This window comes from Pantoea graminicola, assembly GCF_048452665.1.
Classification (GTDB): domain Bacteria; phylum Pseudomonadota; class Gammaproteobacteria; order Enterobacterales; family Enterobacteriaceae; genus Pantoea.
Genome location: NZ_JBLWSJ010000012.1, coordinates 12,996 through 28,298, shown reverse-complemented (window position 1 = coordinate 28,298; position 15,303 = coordinate 12,996). Strand labels below are relative to the sequence as shown.

Sequence of the window (15,303 nt, the reverse complement as noted above, 5' to 3'; positions counted from 1 at the left end):
CCGCCAGTATCTTCATTACGATGAAAAGCGGTCAGAATTATCAATAATCTGACTTTTATTCAGATTTTATCCGGACGACGACTTTGCCCTTCGCGCGCCCCTCAGCAAGATACTTAAGCGCGTCCGGGGCCTGACTGAACGGGAATGTCTTATCAATTACCGGCCTGATCTTCTGAGAGGCCAGCAGCTGGCCGATTTCTGATAACTGCCTGCCGTCCGGGCGCACAAATAAAAAGGAGTAAGCAACGCCGTGACGACCTGCAAGACGTCTGATCTTTCGGCTCATCATGCTGAACAGAAACTTCATGAACACGTTCATGTGCCGTGAGGCGGCAAAGGCGGCATCAAGCGGGCCCGTAAGTGAAATTATCTGGCCGCCCTTCCTGAGAATGTTAACCGATTTTTCAGTTTCTCCCCCGCGTAAGGTGCCGAGGACCACATCATAGTTGCTCAGGACTTTTTCAAAATCCTGCTTTTTATAATCAATCACCTCATCCGCGCCCAGGCTTTTGACAAGCGGGACATTACCGGTACTGGTTGTCGTCCCGACTCTGGCGCCAAGCTGCTTCGCGAGCTGTATGGCAAAAGAGCCAATCCCCCCCGCACCCGCAGGAATAAAGACCTTATGCCCTGGCCTGACGCGGGCCCGGACCTTCAGCGCCTGCCAGGATGTCAGGCCCACCATAGGAATCGATGCCGCCTGAACGAAGTCCAGATTTGACGGTTTGAGTGCAGCCGCGTCTTCAGGCACCGCAGCAAATTCAGCGAGAGAACCTGCCCCGAGGTCAAAAAGGCTGGCAAAAACCGCGTCACCCGGTTTAAAACGCGTCACCCTGCTGCCCACCTGACGCACCACGCCGGACAGATCACTGCCCATCGTGGCCGGAAGCGTGAAACGCAGTACGGGCTTAAACATTCCCGTCGGGATCATGTTGTCAATCGGATTCAGTCCGGCGGCATAGACCTCAACCAGTAATTCATCAGGGCGGATCGCTGGCAGTGGCACGTCCGAGAATCCAATGTCGGGAGATTTGCCATAGCGTTTAAATGTAAGAGCTTTCATCATCAGTGTTCCGGTGTTTTCAGGCGTTAAGGCTGCTATTGAAGTTTTTTGGGTAAGTCAGCCGGGGGTGAATGTCATACGCAGGGAAAAACGAGTCAGCCCTGATTCTGAGAATGCTGTACCGCACCGTCACCCTGACCGTCAGCCGGTGACTATCCGAGCCCAAACTGTTTGTGCAGAATGCGGTCGAACAGAGCCCGCGGAAGGAAACGCCTGGCAAATGCGCCCTGACGCGCCACCTTTCCTGAGGGATATTGCAGACGCGGGCTTCTCTCTTTTGCGGCAATCAGCACCGTATCAGCCACCTCGCCGGCTTTATCCGCAGACGACATCGCGTGATGAAATGCGACGAGGTATTTCTGACGGCTCCGCTCATATTCCGGGATGAGCCTGTCTGCAGGCGTTACGCTGGCGTCAAATGACGTCTGCGTCACGCCTGGCTGAATCACCAGAACGCGTATCCCGAATCCGCGTACCTCATGGTCAAGCGATTCTGAATACCCTTCAAGAGCATGCTTGGTTGCAGCATAATGTGCGTTAAAAGGCGCAGGAATAATGCCCAGTCCCGACCCTATGTTCAGGATGCGTCCGCCGCCCTGAAGCCGCATCACCGGCAGAACCGCGTTGGTGACCCTTACCGCACCGAACAGATTGGTTTCGAAAAGTGCCCTGACCTGTTCAACCGAACTCTCCTCTGCCGCACCCGCACCCAGGCCAGAACCGGCATTGTTGACCAGCAGGTCAATGCGTCCTTCAGCCTGCATCACCGTGTCTACTGCCCGCATGACTGACAGATCATCTGTGACATCAAGCACCACCGGGGAAAAGAGACACCCGTCAGCAGCGATTGCGCGCCGGCTTGTGCCATAGACCCTGTAACCCGCCGCCGACAGCTTCTCTGCGGTAGCCTTACCTATTCCGGACGACGCGCCGGTTACCAGGGCGACCATTTTTTTACTGCTCACAGGCATCTCCTCTGTATTGACTGACGTTTTCAGCGCGGGCTTTTTCGCGTTTGAATGCGCAATGACATTCGTCACTTATAACGCTCTGCAGCATATGACTGATGAAGATCACCCAGCAGCTGCTGACGCGCATGATCAAGAGAAGTCCAGTGTGCGGCATGGCGGAGTGGCGGAATGGTTATCCCTTCGCGCCGGTCAAAACCCACCATCGCAGCGTCAACAAGTTCCTGCGCATCCATCACTTCTGACAGAGAGTGGATATCCAGCCCGGCGCGTTCCCAGATCTCTGTACGCGTTGCAGCAGGGATGACAGCCTGGATATACACACCCTGCGCTGAAAATTCGTGCTGCAGTCCCTGCGACAGAAAAAGAACGAAAGCTTTCGTTGCGCCATAAACTGAAGCACCAAACTCAGGCGCCATGCCCACAACCGAACCAATGTTGACGATATTGCCCTGGCCGGAAGCAGCAAAACGTGGCGCAACAGCCGCCGCCAGCCGCGTGAGTGCCGTGATGTTCAGAGAAATCAGTCGTTCGATGCTCTCTGCAGTCTGATCGATAAAGCTGCCCGACTGAGCAATACCGGCGTTATTGATCAGGGTGCCGATACGACTGTCATCGCGCAGTCGGTTCTCAATCGCGGCGATGTCATCGGGCTGCGTGAGATCTGTTTTGATGACGTCTACCGCCACCCCCGTTTCCTGACGCAGGCGTCCAGCCAGCGCATGAAGTCTTACGTCATCCCGTGCCGCAATGACGAGGTCATGCCCGCGACGGGCAAATCGATCGGCATAGAGGGCACCTATTCCGCTTGAGGCTCCCGTAATAAGAACAGCGTCTGGTCTGGTCATCTCTTTTTGTTCCCCTGAACGGTTTTTGCATCATTTACTGGCCCGCGCTTATCGCGCTTTTCGTGCCCCAATCCGATGAGAGAACTCAACCGCACCGGGCTGCAGCAAAGATTACGCTCGAAATCTAAAATGTCAATCGGTTTGATTACAACCATAATCTATGTATAGTATGCAGAGCAGATTTCTCTGAACGCATAAACGGATGAGATATGAAAGTGACCAAAGCACAGGCGCAGGCAAACCGTACGCATGTGGTAGAAACAGCATCAACTCTCTTTCGGGAAAGGGGTTACGATGGGATTGGCGTGGCCGATTTGATGGCTGCGGCCGGATTCACGGTCGGTGGTTTTTATAAGCAGTTTGGTTCTAAAACCGATCTGATGGCGGAGGCGTCAAGCTGCGGACTTGCGCAAATCCTTGCGGCTTCTGACGGCGAAGATCTCTCCGTGTTCCTTGGCAAATATCTCTCCCGCGAACACCGTGACGCCCGCGCAACCGGATGCACCCTGGCCGCACTGGCTGGCGATGCAGCCCGACAGCCGGAAACGGTTAAAGCCGCATTTGCCGATGGCATTGAAAGCATTCTGGCTGCAATGAACAAGGCGTCCGGCATCGCGGATACTCATCAGGCGCGGGCACAACAGATCGCCCTGCTGGCGCAGGCGCTGGGGGCTATCGTCCTGTCGCGCGCGTGCCCGGACAGCGCTCCCCTTGCAGATGAAATCCTCGACGCATGCCGTCAGCGCATTCTGCCGCCAGAGATAAATTCCTGAGTCGGTAAACCGGCTCAGTCCTGTACCGGTATTCATCACAAAATATGAAGGCTTCCGGTTCTGAAGAGACGTTCATTGACGGAGAACAGATATGAAGTATTGCGCTTTAGGTAAAACAGGCCTGCGCGTTTCTCAGGTTGCACTGGGAACAGGTAATTTTGGTACCCGCTGGGGATACGGTGCTGAGCGGGATGCAGCCGGACAGATATTTAATGCTTACGCCGATGCGGGCGGCAACTTTATCGATACCGCTGATACCTATCAGTTCGGAGAATCAGAAGAGATTCTCGGGCAGCTCATGCAGGGACGCCGTGAAGAATTCATCCTCGCGACAAAATTTACTGACGGCGCCGCGCCGGATGCAGGCCGCCTGGTCACCGGCAACAGCCGCAAGGCGATGATTGCCTCGGTGGAAGCCAGCCTGAGACGCCTCAGGACGGATCGTATCGACATCTACTGGGCACACCGGCCCGATGGCATCACGCCGGCAGAGGAGCTGGTTCGGGGTTTCGAAGATCTGGCACGCGCAGGAAAAATTCTTTACGCCGGACTCTCTAATTTTTCGGCATGGCAGCTCGCCAGGACGGCAACGCTGGCTGAACTGACCCGTGCAGTCCCCATTGCCGCGGCCCAGTTCGAACACAGCCTCGTCCGCCGTGAACCCGAAGCGGACCTGTTCCCTGCCTCATTTGATCTGGGACTTGGCATCGTGACATGGTCGCCACTGGGCGGCGGCATGCTGACGGGCAAATACCGGCAGGGAGAAAAAGGGCGAGCGGAAGGCTTCGGTGGTCGCGTGTTTCAGTCGGAAAACTCGGCACAGCGCTCACAGATTCTCGATACCGTGCTGGCCATTGCTGCGGAACATCAGGCCAGTCCGGGACAGGTTGCTATCGCCTGGGCAGGTACGCACGGTGCGGTGCCGATTATTGGCCCCCGTTCACTCAGCCAGCTTGATGATAATCTGGGGGCGCTGGATTTACAGCTGACGCATGAGCAAATCCGGACGCTGGATGAAGTAAGCGCCCTTACAGCATCCGCTCCGGGCAGAGCTCCCTTGCTGTGGTGATCTGACATTTAGGCAACGTTCCGTCAGTTTCTTTTAGACATCAGAAAATCGTGTCACCGACATGATTTTCTGATAACCAGTCTTACGGGGCACTCCTGTTTTTCTTACTTTCCGGACAACTTCGATAACAGGTAACAGAAGCTTTTGACATCTGAAGATAACCTTACTCTGCACGAATCAGTTTCCTGAATGGGTCCATTCAGAATGCAGCCTGTGGTGCTTTCGCGTTTACCCTGGGCGTGCGAAATCTGACAGAGATTTGCATAGCTTCATTCAATCAAGTCTCAGGACCGGAAATTGACAGCATCAGTCTGGCGTTTTTAATCGGTACTAATACAGCATCCGTGTTTCGCTCATCGCAGACGTTGGCCTGACGTCAGTCCGCTCTGTGCCAGAAGCGGACATTAACTCTCGTATCTAAATAGGCTAAAGGTTACAGGCGGCGCTCAATATGTAACACCGGCTGGCGTCAACATGCTATTGATACGGCAGGTCTGACTGCCTTATTTATTGCATTTTGTTCACCAGAACAGCTTATCCTGGCTCGCCTAGCCCATTAAAAATGCAGACTTTGGTTGCTTCAGCCTCATTCGTAAGCAGACTGGTCTATCTACTGACTGCGTAAAGAGACAGATCATGACATTTTTATATGCAGGTTCTGAAATCGCCTTCGAAAAACTGTTTAGTGCTGCGTGCGTGCTTTTTTACAACCACGGCATGTGAACCGATAAGTCAGTTCCATTTGAGAAATACTGTCTGAGTATCTGTTTTTATTGTATGGGTCGTCCGGAGTGCCTCGCGGCGGGCGTTATTTTGCGCAATCATTCAGGCGTGAGACACCGGCACTAACGCACTCGCTTCGCTGAGGGTTTTGAGTTCAGCTAACGGATATGCCTTTTAGCTACCTCATAGATCTTCTCAGCGTGACGCACGTTAGCTCTGGCGGCTTGCCCAGCCGAAAGGCAAAGCCGGGCCAGAGTGCAGTTCCGTTACTGACGTAAAGCTGCATGCCTCCAACGTCGTAGCGTCCGGAGACATAGCCACCGTTGACCAATGCAAACAGACGATCCAGGACTGGTGCCAGGCCGCCATGAGTATGTCCTGAAAGCTGCAACGATATGCCCAGATCAGCCGCCACGCTTGCTCGTTTGGGCTGGTGATCCAGCAGCACGATCGGGGCATCCGCTGGCGCATTTGCAATGGCCTTGCGGACATCCGGGCCAGTAAAGCCTGTGTCGGACGCCGTGAGGTCAGTAACCCCGGCAAGTACAAGCGAGCCTGCGCCTCGCCGTAATACGACATGCCGGTTCTCCAACGCCGTCATGCCCAATGCCTGGACCTCCTCAAGCCAGTCGACATGGTCAAAGAAGAACTCGTGATTACCCGTGATGAAGTAGATGCCATCGCGGGCACGCAATTCTTTTAAGGGACTTACGTCCAGCTTACGATCCTGCAGCGAACCGTCGATGAGGTCTCCGGTCACCACGATAAGATCGGCACCGATCATATTTGCATCCCTGACCACAGCTTGAGCCCATTGCTGATCGAATAAACGACTGATGTGCAGGTCGGTCAGCTGCAGCACGCGGTAGCCGGAGAACTCCTCCGGCAGGCCCCTGACCGCGATCTCGATGTGTCGTACGACCGGCGAGACAATCGCGTTTCTTACACCAATCGCTGCGATTACCAGTAATCCCAGTCCCAAGCTGCAGGAGGACACCGCTGACGGTACCTGGAGAGTGATGCCTGCCGCTAGCTTTACGCTGATGTGCAACACATCGATCAGCAGCTGCAGGAAAAACAGCAGCAGGATTGAGATGAAGGCCCAATTGAATCCAATCACCGCACTGCGCGACATCTCGGGTGAGAAGACACTTCCTGAAGACAGTCGGCAAAACAGGTGATACTGCGAGCCAACCAGAATGGCCAGCCCAAGTCCTATCTTAATCGGCAGCGCAAGCGGCAAAGGCCACAGGAAGCGAGCGATGACATATAGGCCCGGCAACGAAAACATGATGTGGAACATTCGAAAGTCCTGTTGTCTTGCGGGATCGTTTGCTTAGCCTTCCTGGCGTGGTCGCAGGCCAGTGTCCATAAGGGCCTGACGCTCCGTGCTGCCGTTGGCGATCATCCAACCGGGATATTCCATCGGCAGCGCGCTGGCCTTATCTAACTGCGCGAGTTCCTCTGCCGACAGTTCAACCTCGGTACAGCCCAGGTTGGCTTCCAGCTGCTCAACCCGAGTGATGCCCAGAACGATGCTGGTCACCTCAGGCTGATGGCGAAGCCAGGCCAGTGCCACCGCTTCCATCGACAACCCGCGCGCGCCACATATGGCATCCATTGCCTCCAGCACCAATGTGCCACGGCCTTCATCGACCGGTGGGAACTGGATGGTCGAGCGCCGGCCGCTTTGTTTGCCGTCGCGATATTTCCCGGTGAGGTAACCGCCTGCCAGCGGACTGAACACGATCATGCTCAACGCTTCCGAAGCCAGCATGGGCAAGACTTCGCGCTCGGCATCACGGCCGACCAGCGAGTAGTAGCCCTGATAGGACTGAAGTTTCGCCAGATTTTGCTGCCCGGACACACCCATAGCTTTAGCTACCTGCCATGCGGCCCAGTTCGATACGCCGACATAACGGACGTAGCCCTGCGCAACCATATCCTCAAGCGCTCGCAGCGCTTCGTCTATAGGCGTCGCTGGGTCCCAGCCATGCAGCTGGTAAAGGTCGATATAATCGGTGTCCAGGCGTCGTAAGCTTTCTTTTACCTGGCGCATCAGGTGTCCGCGTGAGTTGCCAGCCTGGTTGGGACCGCGGCCGGTCGCGTGGCCTGCCTTGGTGGCGATGACCAGATCCGAACGCTTGGCGCCCAGTGTCTTCACTGCGCGGCCAATCAATTCCTCAGCCTGGCCACCAGAATACACATCGGCGGTGTCGATGAAGTTGACGCCCGCGTTGATTGCGCAGTCCATGATGGCCTCCACCTCACGGTATTCAAGGCCGCCCGCTGCGGCGTACTTTGCCTCAGGCTTTCCGAATGTCATCGTGCCAAGGCATAGCTCTGAGACAAACAGACCTGTGGTGCCAAGTCGGTTATAGCGCATGTTGATAACTCCTCTAAAATGAGGACTTATCAAGCCACAGAAATATGGAACTTGCAAGTTCCGTAACTAGGCGGTATCGTTAATCAACTCAATGAGGATAAGTAATGAAAAAGCAGGTTGCCGTAATGGCTGCTGATCAGGTTAAAAATGGGCCGGCTATCCAAGCTCCCGCTCGTGGACGCAAGCGTGATCCGGCGCTAGACGCTGCTATCCTTGATGCTGCGATCGAGGTCGTGGCTGAGGTGGGCTACGAGCGAATGACCATGGACATGGTGGCGCTGCGGGCCAAGACTGGAAAAGCAGCGGCCTACCGCCGCTGGAAGTCCAAAGCCAACTTGATCATCGATGCAGTGGCGCACCTGAAGCGTATGCAGGTTGATCTGGATGCGCTTCCAGATACCGGAACGTTGCGCGGCGACCTGCTTGGTTTGTTTAAACCTTCCAGTATGCAGGAGGGCGAGCGCAAGATGCGGATCATGGCCGGCCTGGCCTCAGTGCTCTCGCAGCATCCCGAGCTGGCCGAAGCTGGCAATGCCGCCATCGTAGAGCCATGGGCCAGCGCAAATCTACGGCTGATGGAGCGTGCAGTTAACCGGGGGGAAGTTCAGGCCGGAGCCGATATAAATACGGCCTCGCAAGTGATGCCATCCATGGCGGCCTATCGTGCATTGATCCAGCGCAAGCCCTTTGAACTGCAGTTCCTCACCAGCGTCATCGACGGCGTGCTGTTACCTGCCCTTGGTATTGCAACAGCTGTGACGTTTTCAATCCCATCCGAAACACTTAGAAAGGCTCATCAACATGAATAACGCGATAGGCCATGTGAGCGTGCTTACCGTCATTGTTGCTCCCCTCCGAAAGTCCCTAATGTCATAACCTATTTGTCTCAGGTATAGCTGCCACAACCCAAATGTCATGGGGTGGTTCGCACTAAGGGCATGCAGTACGCTGTCCTAATGCCGAAGCTAAATACTGCTGACCTGCCCCCAGGATTAGATACAACCTTCAGTTAGTAATGTCGGTTGGTTTTTCTTCATATTTCCCGTTTCGCCAGCCCGCGGCAAATTCAGCCGGAGTCTGGTAGTTCAGAGATGAATGTGGACGGCACTCGTTATAATCCTGCCGCCAGTCATTAATCGTTTTCCTTGTGTGGACTATATCGCTGAACCAGTGTTCATTGAGGCACTCATCTCTGAATCGTCCGTTAAAACTTTCAATAAATCCGTTCTGAGTCGGCTTGCCTGGCTGGATAAGACGCAGTTCCACGCCATGCTCAAAGGCCCATTGATCGAGCGCGCGGCAGGTAAATTCCGGGCCCTGATCGGTTCTTATTGTCGTCGGATACCCCCGAAACAACGCGATGCTGTCCAGAATACGCGTGACCTGAACGCCTGAAATACCGAAAGCAGCGGTGATCGTCAGACATTCCTTCGTGAAATCATCCACACAGGTCAGGCACTTGATCCTGCGACCGTTGGCCAGTGCGTCCATAACGAAATCCATCGACCATGTAAGGTTCGGCGCATCCGGGCAAAGAAGCGGAAAGCGTTCGGTCGCCAGCCCTTTACGGCGTCGTCTGCGTTTTACGCTCAGTCCATTAAGGTGGTAAATACGGTATACCCGCTTGTGATTGACGTGAAGGCCCTCCCTACGCAGCAACTGCCAGATGCGCCTATAACCAAAACGTCTGCGTTCAAGCGCCAGCTCAGTAATACGCCCTGATAAATGTGCATCGGCAGCCGGACGCTGAGCTTCGTAGCGGCAGGTCGACAGGGACAAACCTGTAAGCCGGCAGGCACGACGTTGCGACAGACCGGTCGCATCGCACATCAACACCACGGCTTCCCGCTTCTGGTCTGTCGTCAGTACTTTCGCCCCAGAGCCACCTGAAGCGCCTCCTTATCCAGCATGGCTTCGGCAAGCAGCTTCTTGAGCCTGGTGTTCTCTTCCTCAAGCGACTTCAGGCGCTTAACCTCGGGCACTTCCATACCGCCATACTTCTTACGCCAGGTGTAAAAGGTGGCGTCGGAAATGGCGTGCTTACGGCAGAGCTCACGGGCAGAAACCCCGGCTTCAGCCTCGCGGAGGATACTGATGATCTGTTCGTCGGAAAAACGCTTCTTCATGGGGTTGTCCTCATGTGGCTTATGAAGACATTACTAACATCGCGGTGTATTAATCAACGGGGAGCAGGTCACCATTAAAACCTGCTGGGTAAAAGCACTAAAAATTGTCGCTGTATAAATGCCAATCTGGCAGCAAGCGGAATTGCCCGAGAAAAGTGTATAAATAGTATCTACCTTGCATAAGAACTTTAGGCAAGGCGACCTGCTGAGCTAAGGTTATATTTCAGGATCGCCCTGAAATATAACCGCATTAAACACAGGCGCTCTATCGTAGAAAATACTATGAAAACTAAAGTTTATTTAAAAAGCCAAAGCTTTCACGCATTGCGTCTTTCATTGACTGTGCTTCATTAAGCTTTATTTTGTAAACGTTATCATTAAAATCAACAATAGTATTATAAAAGACTTCCTTATAATAATCATATATCCCATGAGTTATTAGGTACTCTTTATATCCAAATTTATAGCTCTCTCTCTGATTTTCCTCGGCGCCCATTACAGGAACTTTTTTTGAGTTAGGCGTGGTAATACTTTTTACATAAGAGTAAGCTGAAAGATCATCTTTATGAATATCTACTGTGATTGTATCTTCAAACTTTTCATCCATGTTATCAATGGAGAACGGATCCCTTTTTTCTCCATTAATTACTTTAAGAAAATCAACTTTTAAAAGTGATGTTATAGGCGAAAAGCGCAGTAATCTCACATGGGAATAATCTGCTGAGCTCTCTCCATAGAGCATACCATCTGATATTAGCTTATCAAATAGAGAAGTTACATGCTCATAAGGTTGGTTGGCAAATTTGTCATATCCAGATAGCCTGAAAGTTTCAATTGTAATCTCATTGATAAATGATGGCTTATCTAAATAGTATAAAAATTGCAATAAATTGTCGAATTTGGGCGATGAAATGAGTGAGGTTCTTAAGTGCTTATAAATATCGCTTTTGATATTATCATCATTAATAGCTGTAATAGAGCATGCAGCAAAGAACTCCTGTACAGACTTATGGAGAAAAACAAATCGGTCATTTCCATCAGACTGCAGCAAGCATGTTATTTTTACAAGGTCATTAGTAAATGATTCTGCAAGTTTTTTATCATACCCATGGCTACTAAGAGCACTTGTTACAAGTTGATGAAGCTTATGTGAATCGAGCTGATATTCTTCGGTTAACAATGATTTAAGGCAAATGTTAGAAAATAGCGTTCTTGCGGGTTCCGTCTCAATGCCTGACTCTCTTTCCCTGTCATTGTAACCTTTTGTTTTATCATGTCGTGCATATAAAACGCCAAACAGCTGCCGGTAAAAATCAGTGATATCTTTTGGTACTTCGTCCATATATGGAAAGCAATGGTATAGAAGCGTAACCATAATAGGATTATTAATGGTTTCTTCAAGATAAGTGTTCTCGATCAGTAGATCGCAAAGATTTCGAAATGTTGTTTTATTAGATCTGTTATCCTGTCGCTCAATCAGATTCAATATGTGCAGTTTATCAACTAAATCTATTGTTTCGACAAACATGTTTTGGATGCCAGGCATCTGGCAAACCTGTGTATTTGGCCTGCTTGTAGTTATAACTGGACAGGCATAGCTTTTATTCAGTTGCATAATTGAATTAAAGGCTTTAATTGTAGTTTCTTGGCGAATTTCGTCAAAACCATCTAATAATAAAACTACTTTTTTGGATTGAAGCAAAAATTCAACATTTGAGTCTGTGACATTAACGTGAAAACTTTTAAGTAGATCTTTAAAGTATGCCAGTACATCACCGTCAGGAACATTCCTAAGTTCTATAAAAAAAGGAACTCTATCACCTTTCGAGATCTCTTCAAGAAATAGCTTGCGTAATATTGTGCTTTTCCCTTGCCCGGCTATACCAATGATATTTACAACTCCGCTAAATGTAAGGGTAAAGCCATCTTTTACAGTTAATTTATCATCATTAGATGCAGTGGAAATTGTCATTGGATGATAAATATCCGAGAGCATTACATCATGATCAGGGTTGATGAGTGTGCGCATTTTAAGAGTCTGCTGAAAATGTTTCTCGGCAAATCTATTTTTAGAAAAATCGCTCAGTAATTCTTTAACTATCTCTTTTGCATCTTCAAACTGATTAGACCATGGAGAGTCTAAAACCTTTTTAAGCATTACTTCAACGACTTTTACTGCTACGAGTTGTAAACCCTTTGCAATAATTGCTTCTACCATAATATTACTCCTTAAAACTGCTAAAATATTTTCTGTTTGCCTGACTGGTTGGAACCACTATCATCCTGCGTTCTAGGAGGGTTTTTAGCTAACTACAAGATTTTAAGCAAATAATATGTGACGGAACTGTGCGCTGGGAAATCGAAGAATGAGGTCACGATCTGGCCGTGTCTTCAGAGAACACATCCGCCGGCAGAGCCAGCGCATAGCTGACGCCGTGTCTGAGCGCAATCCCCTGACGCGCCCGCTGTACTGTTTTCTGAGTATCCATGATCAAGAGTGACGCGCAGCAACGTTTGCGTGATAATGCGTTTTTGACTTAAGCAGAGGCACAAAATAATGCATACAGAACTGAATAAGCTGATCGATACCTGCACGCAGGCGTTTATGACGTGGATGCCGCACGACCTTGGCGGCGCGACGTCCGGCATCATCATTGCGGCCTTCTGGCTGGCGGGCGCCTACATGATAGGCCATGCGCTGACGCCTGCGCGCAGGTCCGCCTGAATCCACTCCGCATCCAGATACCCAAGCTGCCCGTTCATTAGCCCGCTATCCGTCACGCCCGTAACCGTTCCCTGTCGCAATGACCTCCCGCTGTGCCCTTTTGCTCTCTGTTTCTCCCGCCACTGCGGTTTAGCGGTATTCTGACCAACGGCCGCTCTGCATCCGGAATCCCTTATCTTGTGCCTTCAGCAGCTGATAGAACCACTACATTTAGTATCTTCGCCCGCTGCGGCCCCGCCGTACCTTCAGCGACCAGAACCGGAACAGGCCGCTGGGTGTTCAGAAGCGCGACGACCTGCAGGGCTGCCTGTGGGCGCGGTATGTGACAGAGCAGGCCGCCCACGGCAGTATGCCGCTAAACCGGCCAGAGTGGCTGCAGAAAACCCAGCTGGATGCGCGCGCCGCCGACAGTCAGCTCGTTGCTGCCTGGCAGCATCCGCGCACCGTGAAGGGGCCACAATGGAGACCGTGACTGTGCGTATTGAAGACCATCTGAAGGCGCAGGCTGAGGACGTGCTGGCCCGCCACGGCGTCAGCCCGACCGAGGCCGTCAACCACCTTTATCTGTATGTGGCCCAGCACAGCCGGCTGCCGTTTCGTGTCCGTCCGGTATCGGAATCCCCGGAGGATGTTTACCGCAGCCTGCTGCAGCAGGCTGCGTGCGGTCAGTCCGCTGCTCAGCCGCGTGGCTGGCATGCCAGCCGGTGCGCCGGAACGTCCTGAAATAATCCGGCACTGCCTGCACCGCTGCCGCCAGCTGCAGCAAGATATTGACCGAAACACTGAATTTATGGCTGGCGTCAGCTGCCGCGATACGCTGCCCTGTACAGGCGACGAAGACACCGGCGACTAATGGCGCTGGCTGACGATCCAGCTGAGGCGGGCTATTCTGGCGCTTGAAGACCCCGCGACTGATCTCTCCGCCACGCTGACTTCTGCTGAGAGCTAGATCGGTAGTTATTACTGGCAGCTGGCAACCTGAATCGATCTCTATGACGTCCCGGCATCTTACGAAACAGGACGTCCGGTATGATTGTTAATAAAATGGCAGAGAACTTCGCAGGATTCATGGGCGGTGACTTCTTATCCTGGCTGCTTGTCATTTTTGCCGTGACCGCATTTTTTTACTTCATCTTTGAGAACAGCCGGCGTCAGGCAGAAAGAAAGCCCAACGCCGTTCTGCTGTAGGGCGCAGACGTTAAGTTGAACCCGTACGAGGCTGTAATATGATCGCAACTCCAAGTCTGAAGCCTTCCTGAAAGCTCTATTGCTCAAAACTAGTGTATTTCACATGTAATACATTTGTATTTTATATCGCTTGATCTCTTGGGTGAAAGTAAGGATAGTAGTACTACAAATGTATTACTTTAGAATTACGCCTAGGAGGTCATAGATGGCTGGAAATGGGATTGAACGGCAGGCTTTTGTTATCGCAGCAATGAGCAACAAAGGCGGTCCGGGTAAAACATCCTCTACTACAAATACTGCAGTTGCTCTGGCGCAGATGGGGAAACGTGTATTGGTCATCGATGCAGACCAGCAGGCGAACGCGACAGAAGTGCTGACGCACGGCAGAAAGTTCTATGCTCAGTTTGGTCCGACAATCTGCGATTTATATAATAATCAAAAGTTCGACGTGCGTGATGTGATTATTCCTGCAAAAAACGGGGAAGAGGATATTCCAGACCTTTTCCTGATTCCGTCAGACCCCTCTTTTGAGCGCGTCATGGAAAACAGCATGGCAAGGCCACATCGCGAAAAGATTATGCTGCGTCACCTTAAACCTGTGATGAGTGAGTTTGATTTTATCCTTATCGACTGCTCGCCGGCGCTGAACCTGTCGTCAACCAATGCCGCGTATGTTGCCGATCACGTTATTATTCCAATTGATGGCGGTTCTTTCTCACTGACCGGAGCCGAAACCGTGCTCGACTATCTGGATGAGATAAAAGAAGAACAGTTCTCGCACTACAGTCTGTTCCGGAATGAATTCAACAGCTCAAAAAAGAAGATGAACACATTCCTGCAGGATGAGCTTGAAGGCAATGAGCGCTTTAAAAATAACGTGCTTGAGACCCGTATTCGCGCGGATGAAAACATTGCTCAGGCTCAAGTGGTATGCAAACCCCTCTATTTTTACAAGCGTGGTGCACTGGTGCTGAATGACTACCGGGCGATGGCCAAAGAAATCATCTCTATCAAAGAAGGAGCCTACTGATGGCCGGAAAACTCGAACGTCCACAGGTACAAAAGCCTGCAGCAGCAAAGCCAGAGCAGGAAAATCGCCTGACTAATGTCAGAAGTAAACGTAACAGGACGACCAGTGAGACGCCGAAAACGATTCGCCTGACGGCGGACGAAAAGCTAATGTGTGCAAAGCTGACCGGTGCCGTTCAGGATCTGGCGCCAAGCAAAACCATTACTGATTCAACCATCCTTCGCGCGGCACTTTATCTGGCCAACCAGGCAGGACCTGAAAAGCTGGTTAAAATGGTGAAAGAGTATCTCTGATTGCTTCTGGCCAGAAGCGCAGTTAGAGCGCTTCCGGCCAGACATTCCTTTTCGCTTTAATTACTGGTTAAAGTCATCCTAGTCATATTCTGGGCATTGAAATGGGTAATT

The 15,303-nt window shown here is 51.6% G+C and carries 14 protein-coding genes; 7 read left to right on the top strand and 7 right to left on the bottom strand.

The genetic code is table 11. From position 1 onward, the window contains the following. Window positions 1–55 precede the first annotated feature (55 nt). The 3 genes from ACNY69_RS20395 to ACNY69_RS20385 all read right to left on the bottom strand — a co-directional run bounded on the left by ACNY69_RS20395 (window position 56) and on the right by ACNY69_RS20385 (window position 2,879). Window positions 56–1,063 (bottom strand): NADP-dependent oxidoreductase, encoded by a 1,008-nt coding sequence (locus tag ACNY69_RS20395; protein WP_418800088.1) that lies wholly within the window; start codon window positions 1,061–1,063, stop codon window positions 56–58. Window positions 1,064–1,215: 152 nt separating this feature from the next. After that, window positions 1,216–2,013: an oxidoreductase gene (locus tag ACNY69_RS20390; protein WP_418800085.1), complete on the bottom strand. Its 798-nt coding sequence runs from the start codon at window positions 2,011–2,013 to the stop codon at window positions 1,216–1,218. Window positions 2,014–2,099: 86 nt separating this feature from the next. Further along, window positions 2,100–2,879 carry an SDR family NAD(P)-dependent oxidoreductase gene (locus tag ACNY69_RS20385; protein WP_113655295.1) on the bottom strand — a complete coding sequence of 260 codons (780 nt, stop codon included), beginning with the start codon at window positions 2,877–2,879 and terminating at the stop codon, window positions 2,100–2,102. A gap of 209 nt (window positions 2,880–3,088) precedes the next feature. Here ACNY69_RS20385 and ACNY69_RS20380 point away from each other — a divergent pair, with 209 nt between their 5' ends. Then, a complete protein-coding gene (locus ACNY69_RS20380; RefSeq protein WP_418799896.1) occupies window positions 3,089–3,652 on the top strand; it encodes a TetR/AcrR family transcriptional regulator in 564 nt (187 codons plus the stop codon). Window positions 3,653–3,743: 91 nt separating this feature from the next. Then, window positions 3,744–4,721: an aldo/keto reductase gene (locus ACNY69_RS20375; RefSeq protein WP_418799893.1), complete on the top strand. Its 978-nt coding sequence runs from the start codon at window positions 3,744–3,746 to the stop codon at window positions 4,719–4,721. A 901-nt stretch (window positions 4,722–5,622) separates the two neighbouring features. On the opposite strand, the gene ACNY69_RS20370 is transcribed toward ACNY69_RS20375, so the two are convergent. Together ACNY69_RS20370 and ACNY69_RS20365 are read right to left on the bottom strand one after the other, a co-directional pair. Continuing rightward, window positions 5,623–6,747, bottom strand: a complete 1,125-nt coding sequence (locus tag ACNY69_RS20370; protein WP_418799890.1) for a metallophosphoesterase — start codon at window positions 6,745–6,747, stop codon at window positions 5,623–5,625. A 33-nt stretch (window positions 6,748–6,780) separates the two neighbouring features. Further along, entirely contained in the window at window positions 6,781–7,830 is a 1,050-nt protein-coding gene (locus ACNY69_RS20365) for an aldo/keto reductase (RefSeq protein WP_418799887.1), read from the bottom strand. A gap of 104 nt (window positions 7,831–7,934) precedes the next feature. Between ACNY69_RS20365 and ACNY69_RS20360 the strand changes: the two genes are divergently transcribed. Next, window positions 7,935–8,639 (top strand): TetR/AcrR family transcriptional regulator, encoded by a 705-nt coding sequence (locus ACNY69_RS20360; RefSeq protein WP_418799884.1) that lies wholly within the window; start codon window positions 7,935–7,937, stop codon window positions 8,637–8,639. Between the two features lie 196 nt (window positions 8,640–8,835). Here the strand turns inward: ACNY69_RS20360 and ACNY69_RS20355 are convergent. Both ACNY69_RS20355 and ACNY69_RS20350 read right to left on the bottom strand, forming a co-directional pair. Further along, window positions 8,836–9,956 (bottom strand): IS3 family transposase gene (locus tag ACNY69_RS20355; protein WP_418799882.1). Its coding sequence is split into 2 segments (ribosomal slippage): window positions 8,836–9,698 and window positions 9,698–9,956, totalling 1,122 coding nucleotides; the frame shifts between segments, so codons are not numbered across the junction. 289 nt (window positions 9,957–10,245) lie between these two features. Next, a complete protein-coding gene (locus tag ACNY69_RS20350; protein WP_418799880.1) occupies window positions 10,246–12,174 on the bottom strand; it encodes an NACHT domain-containing protein in 1,929 nt (642 codons plus the stop codon). A gap of 339 nt (window positions 12,175–12,513) precedes the next feature. Between ACNY69_RS20350 and ACNY69_RS20345 the strand changes: the two genes are divergently transcribed. The 4 genes from ACNY69_RS20345 (at window position 12,514) to ACNY69_RS20330 (ending at window position 15,192) form a co-directional block, all read left to right on the top strand. Continuing rightward, a complete protein-coding gene (locus tag ACNY69_RS20345) occupies window positions 12,514–12,681 on the top strand; it encodes a hypothetical protein (protein ID WP_418799877.1) in 168 nt (55 codons plus the stop codon). A 459-nt stretch (window positions 12,682–13,140) separates the two neighbouring features. Then, on the top strand, window positions 13,141–13,404 hold the full coding sequence (locus ACNY69_RS20340) for a type II toxin-antitoxin system RelB/DinJ family antitoxin (RefSeq protein WP_418799874.1): 264 nt from the start codon (window positions 13,141–13,143) through the stop codon (window positions 13,402–13,404). 670 nt (window positions 13,405–14,074) lie between these two features. Further along, the gene (locus ACNY69_RS20335) at window positions 14,075–14,899 is read left to right on the top strand and encodes a ParA family protein (RefSeq protein ID WP_418799871.1); all 825 of its coding nucleotides are present in this window, start codon (window positions 14,075–14,077) and stop codon (window positions 14,897–14,899) included. Continuing rightward, complete coding sequence (locus ACNY69_RS20330; RefSeq protein ID WP_163763189.1) at window positions 14,899–15,192, top strand: hypothetical protein; 294 nt, start codon at window positions 14,899–14,901, stop codon at window positions 15,190–15,192. The genes ACNY69_RS20335 and ACNY69_RS20330 overlap by 1 nt, the downstream gene beginning before the upstream one ends. The last annotated feature ends 111 nt before the right edge of the window (window positions 15,193–15,303 follow it).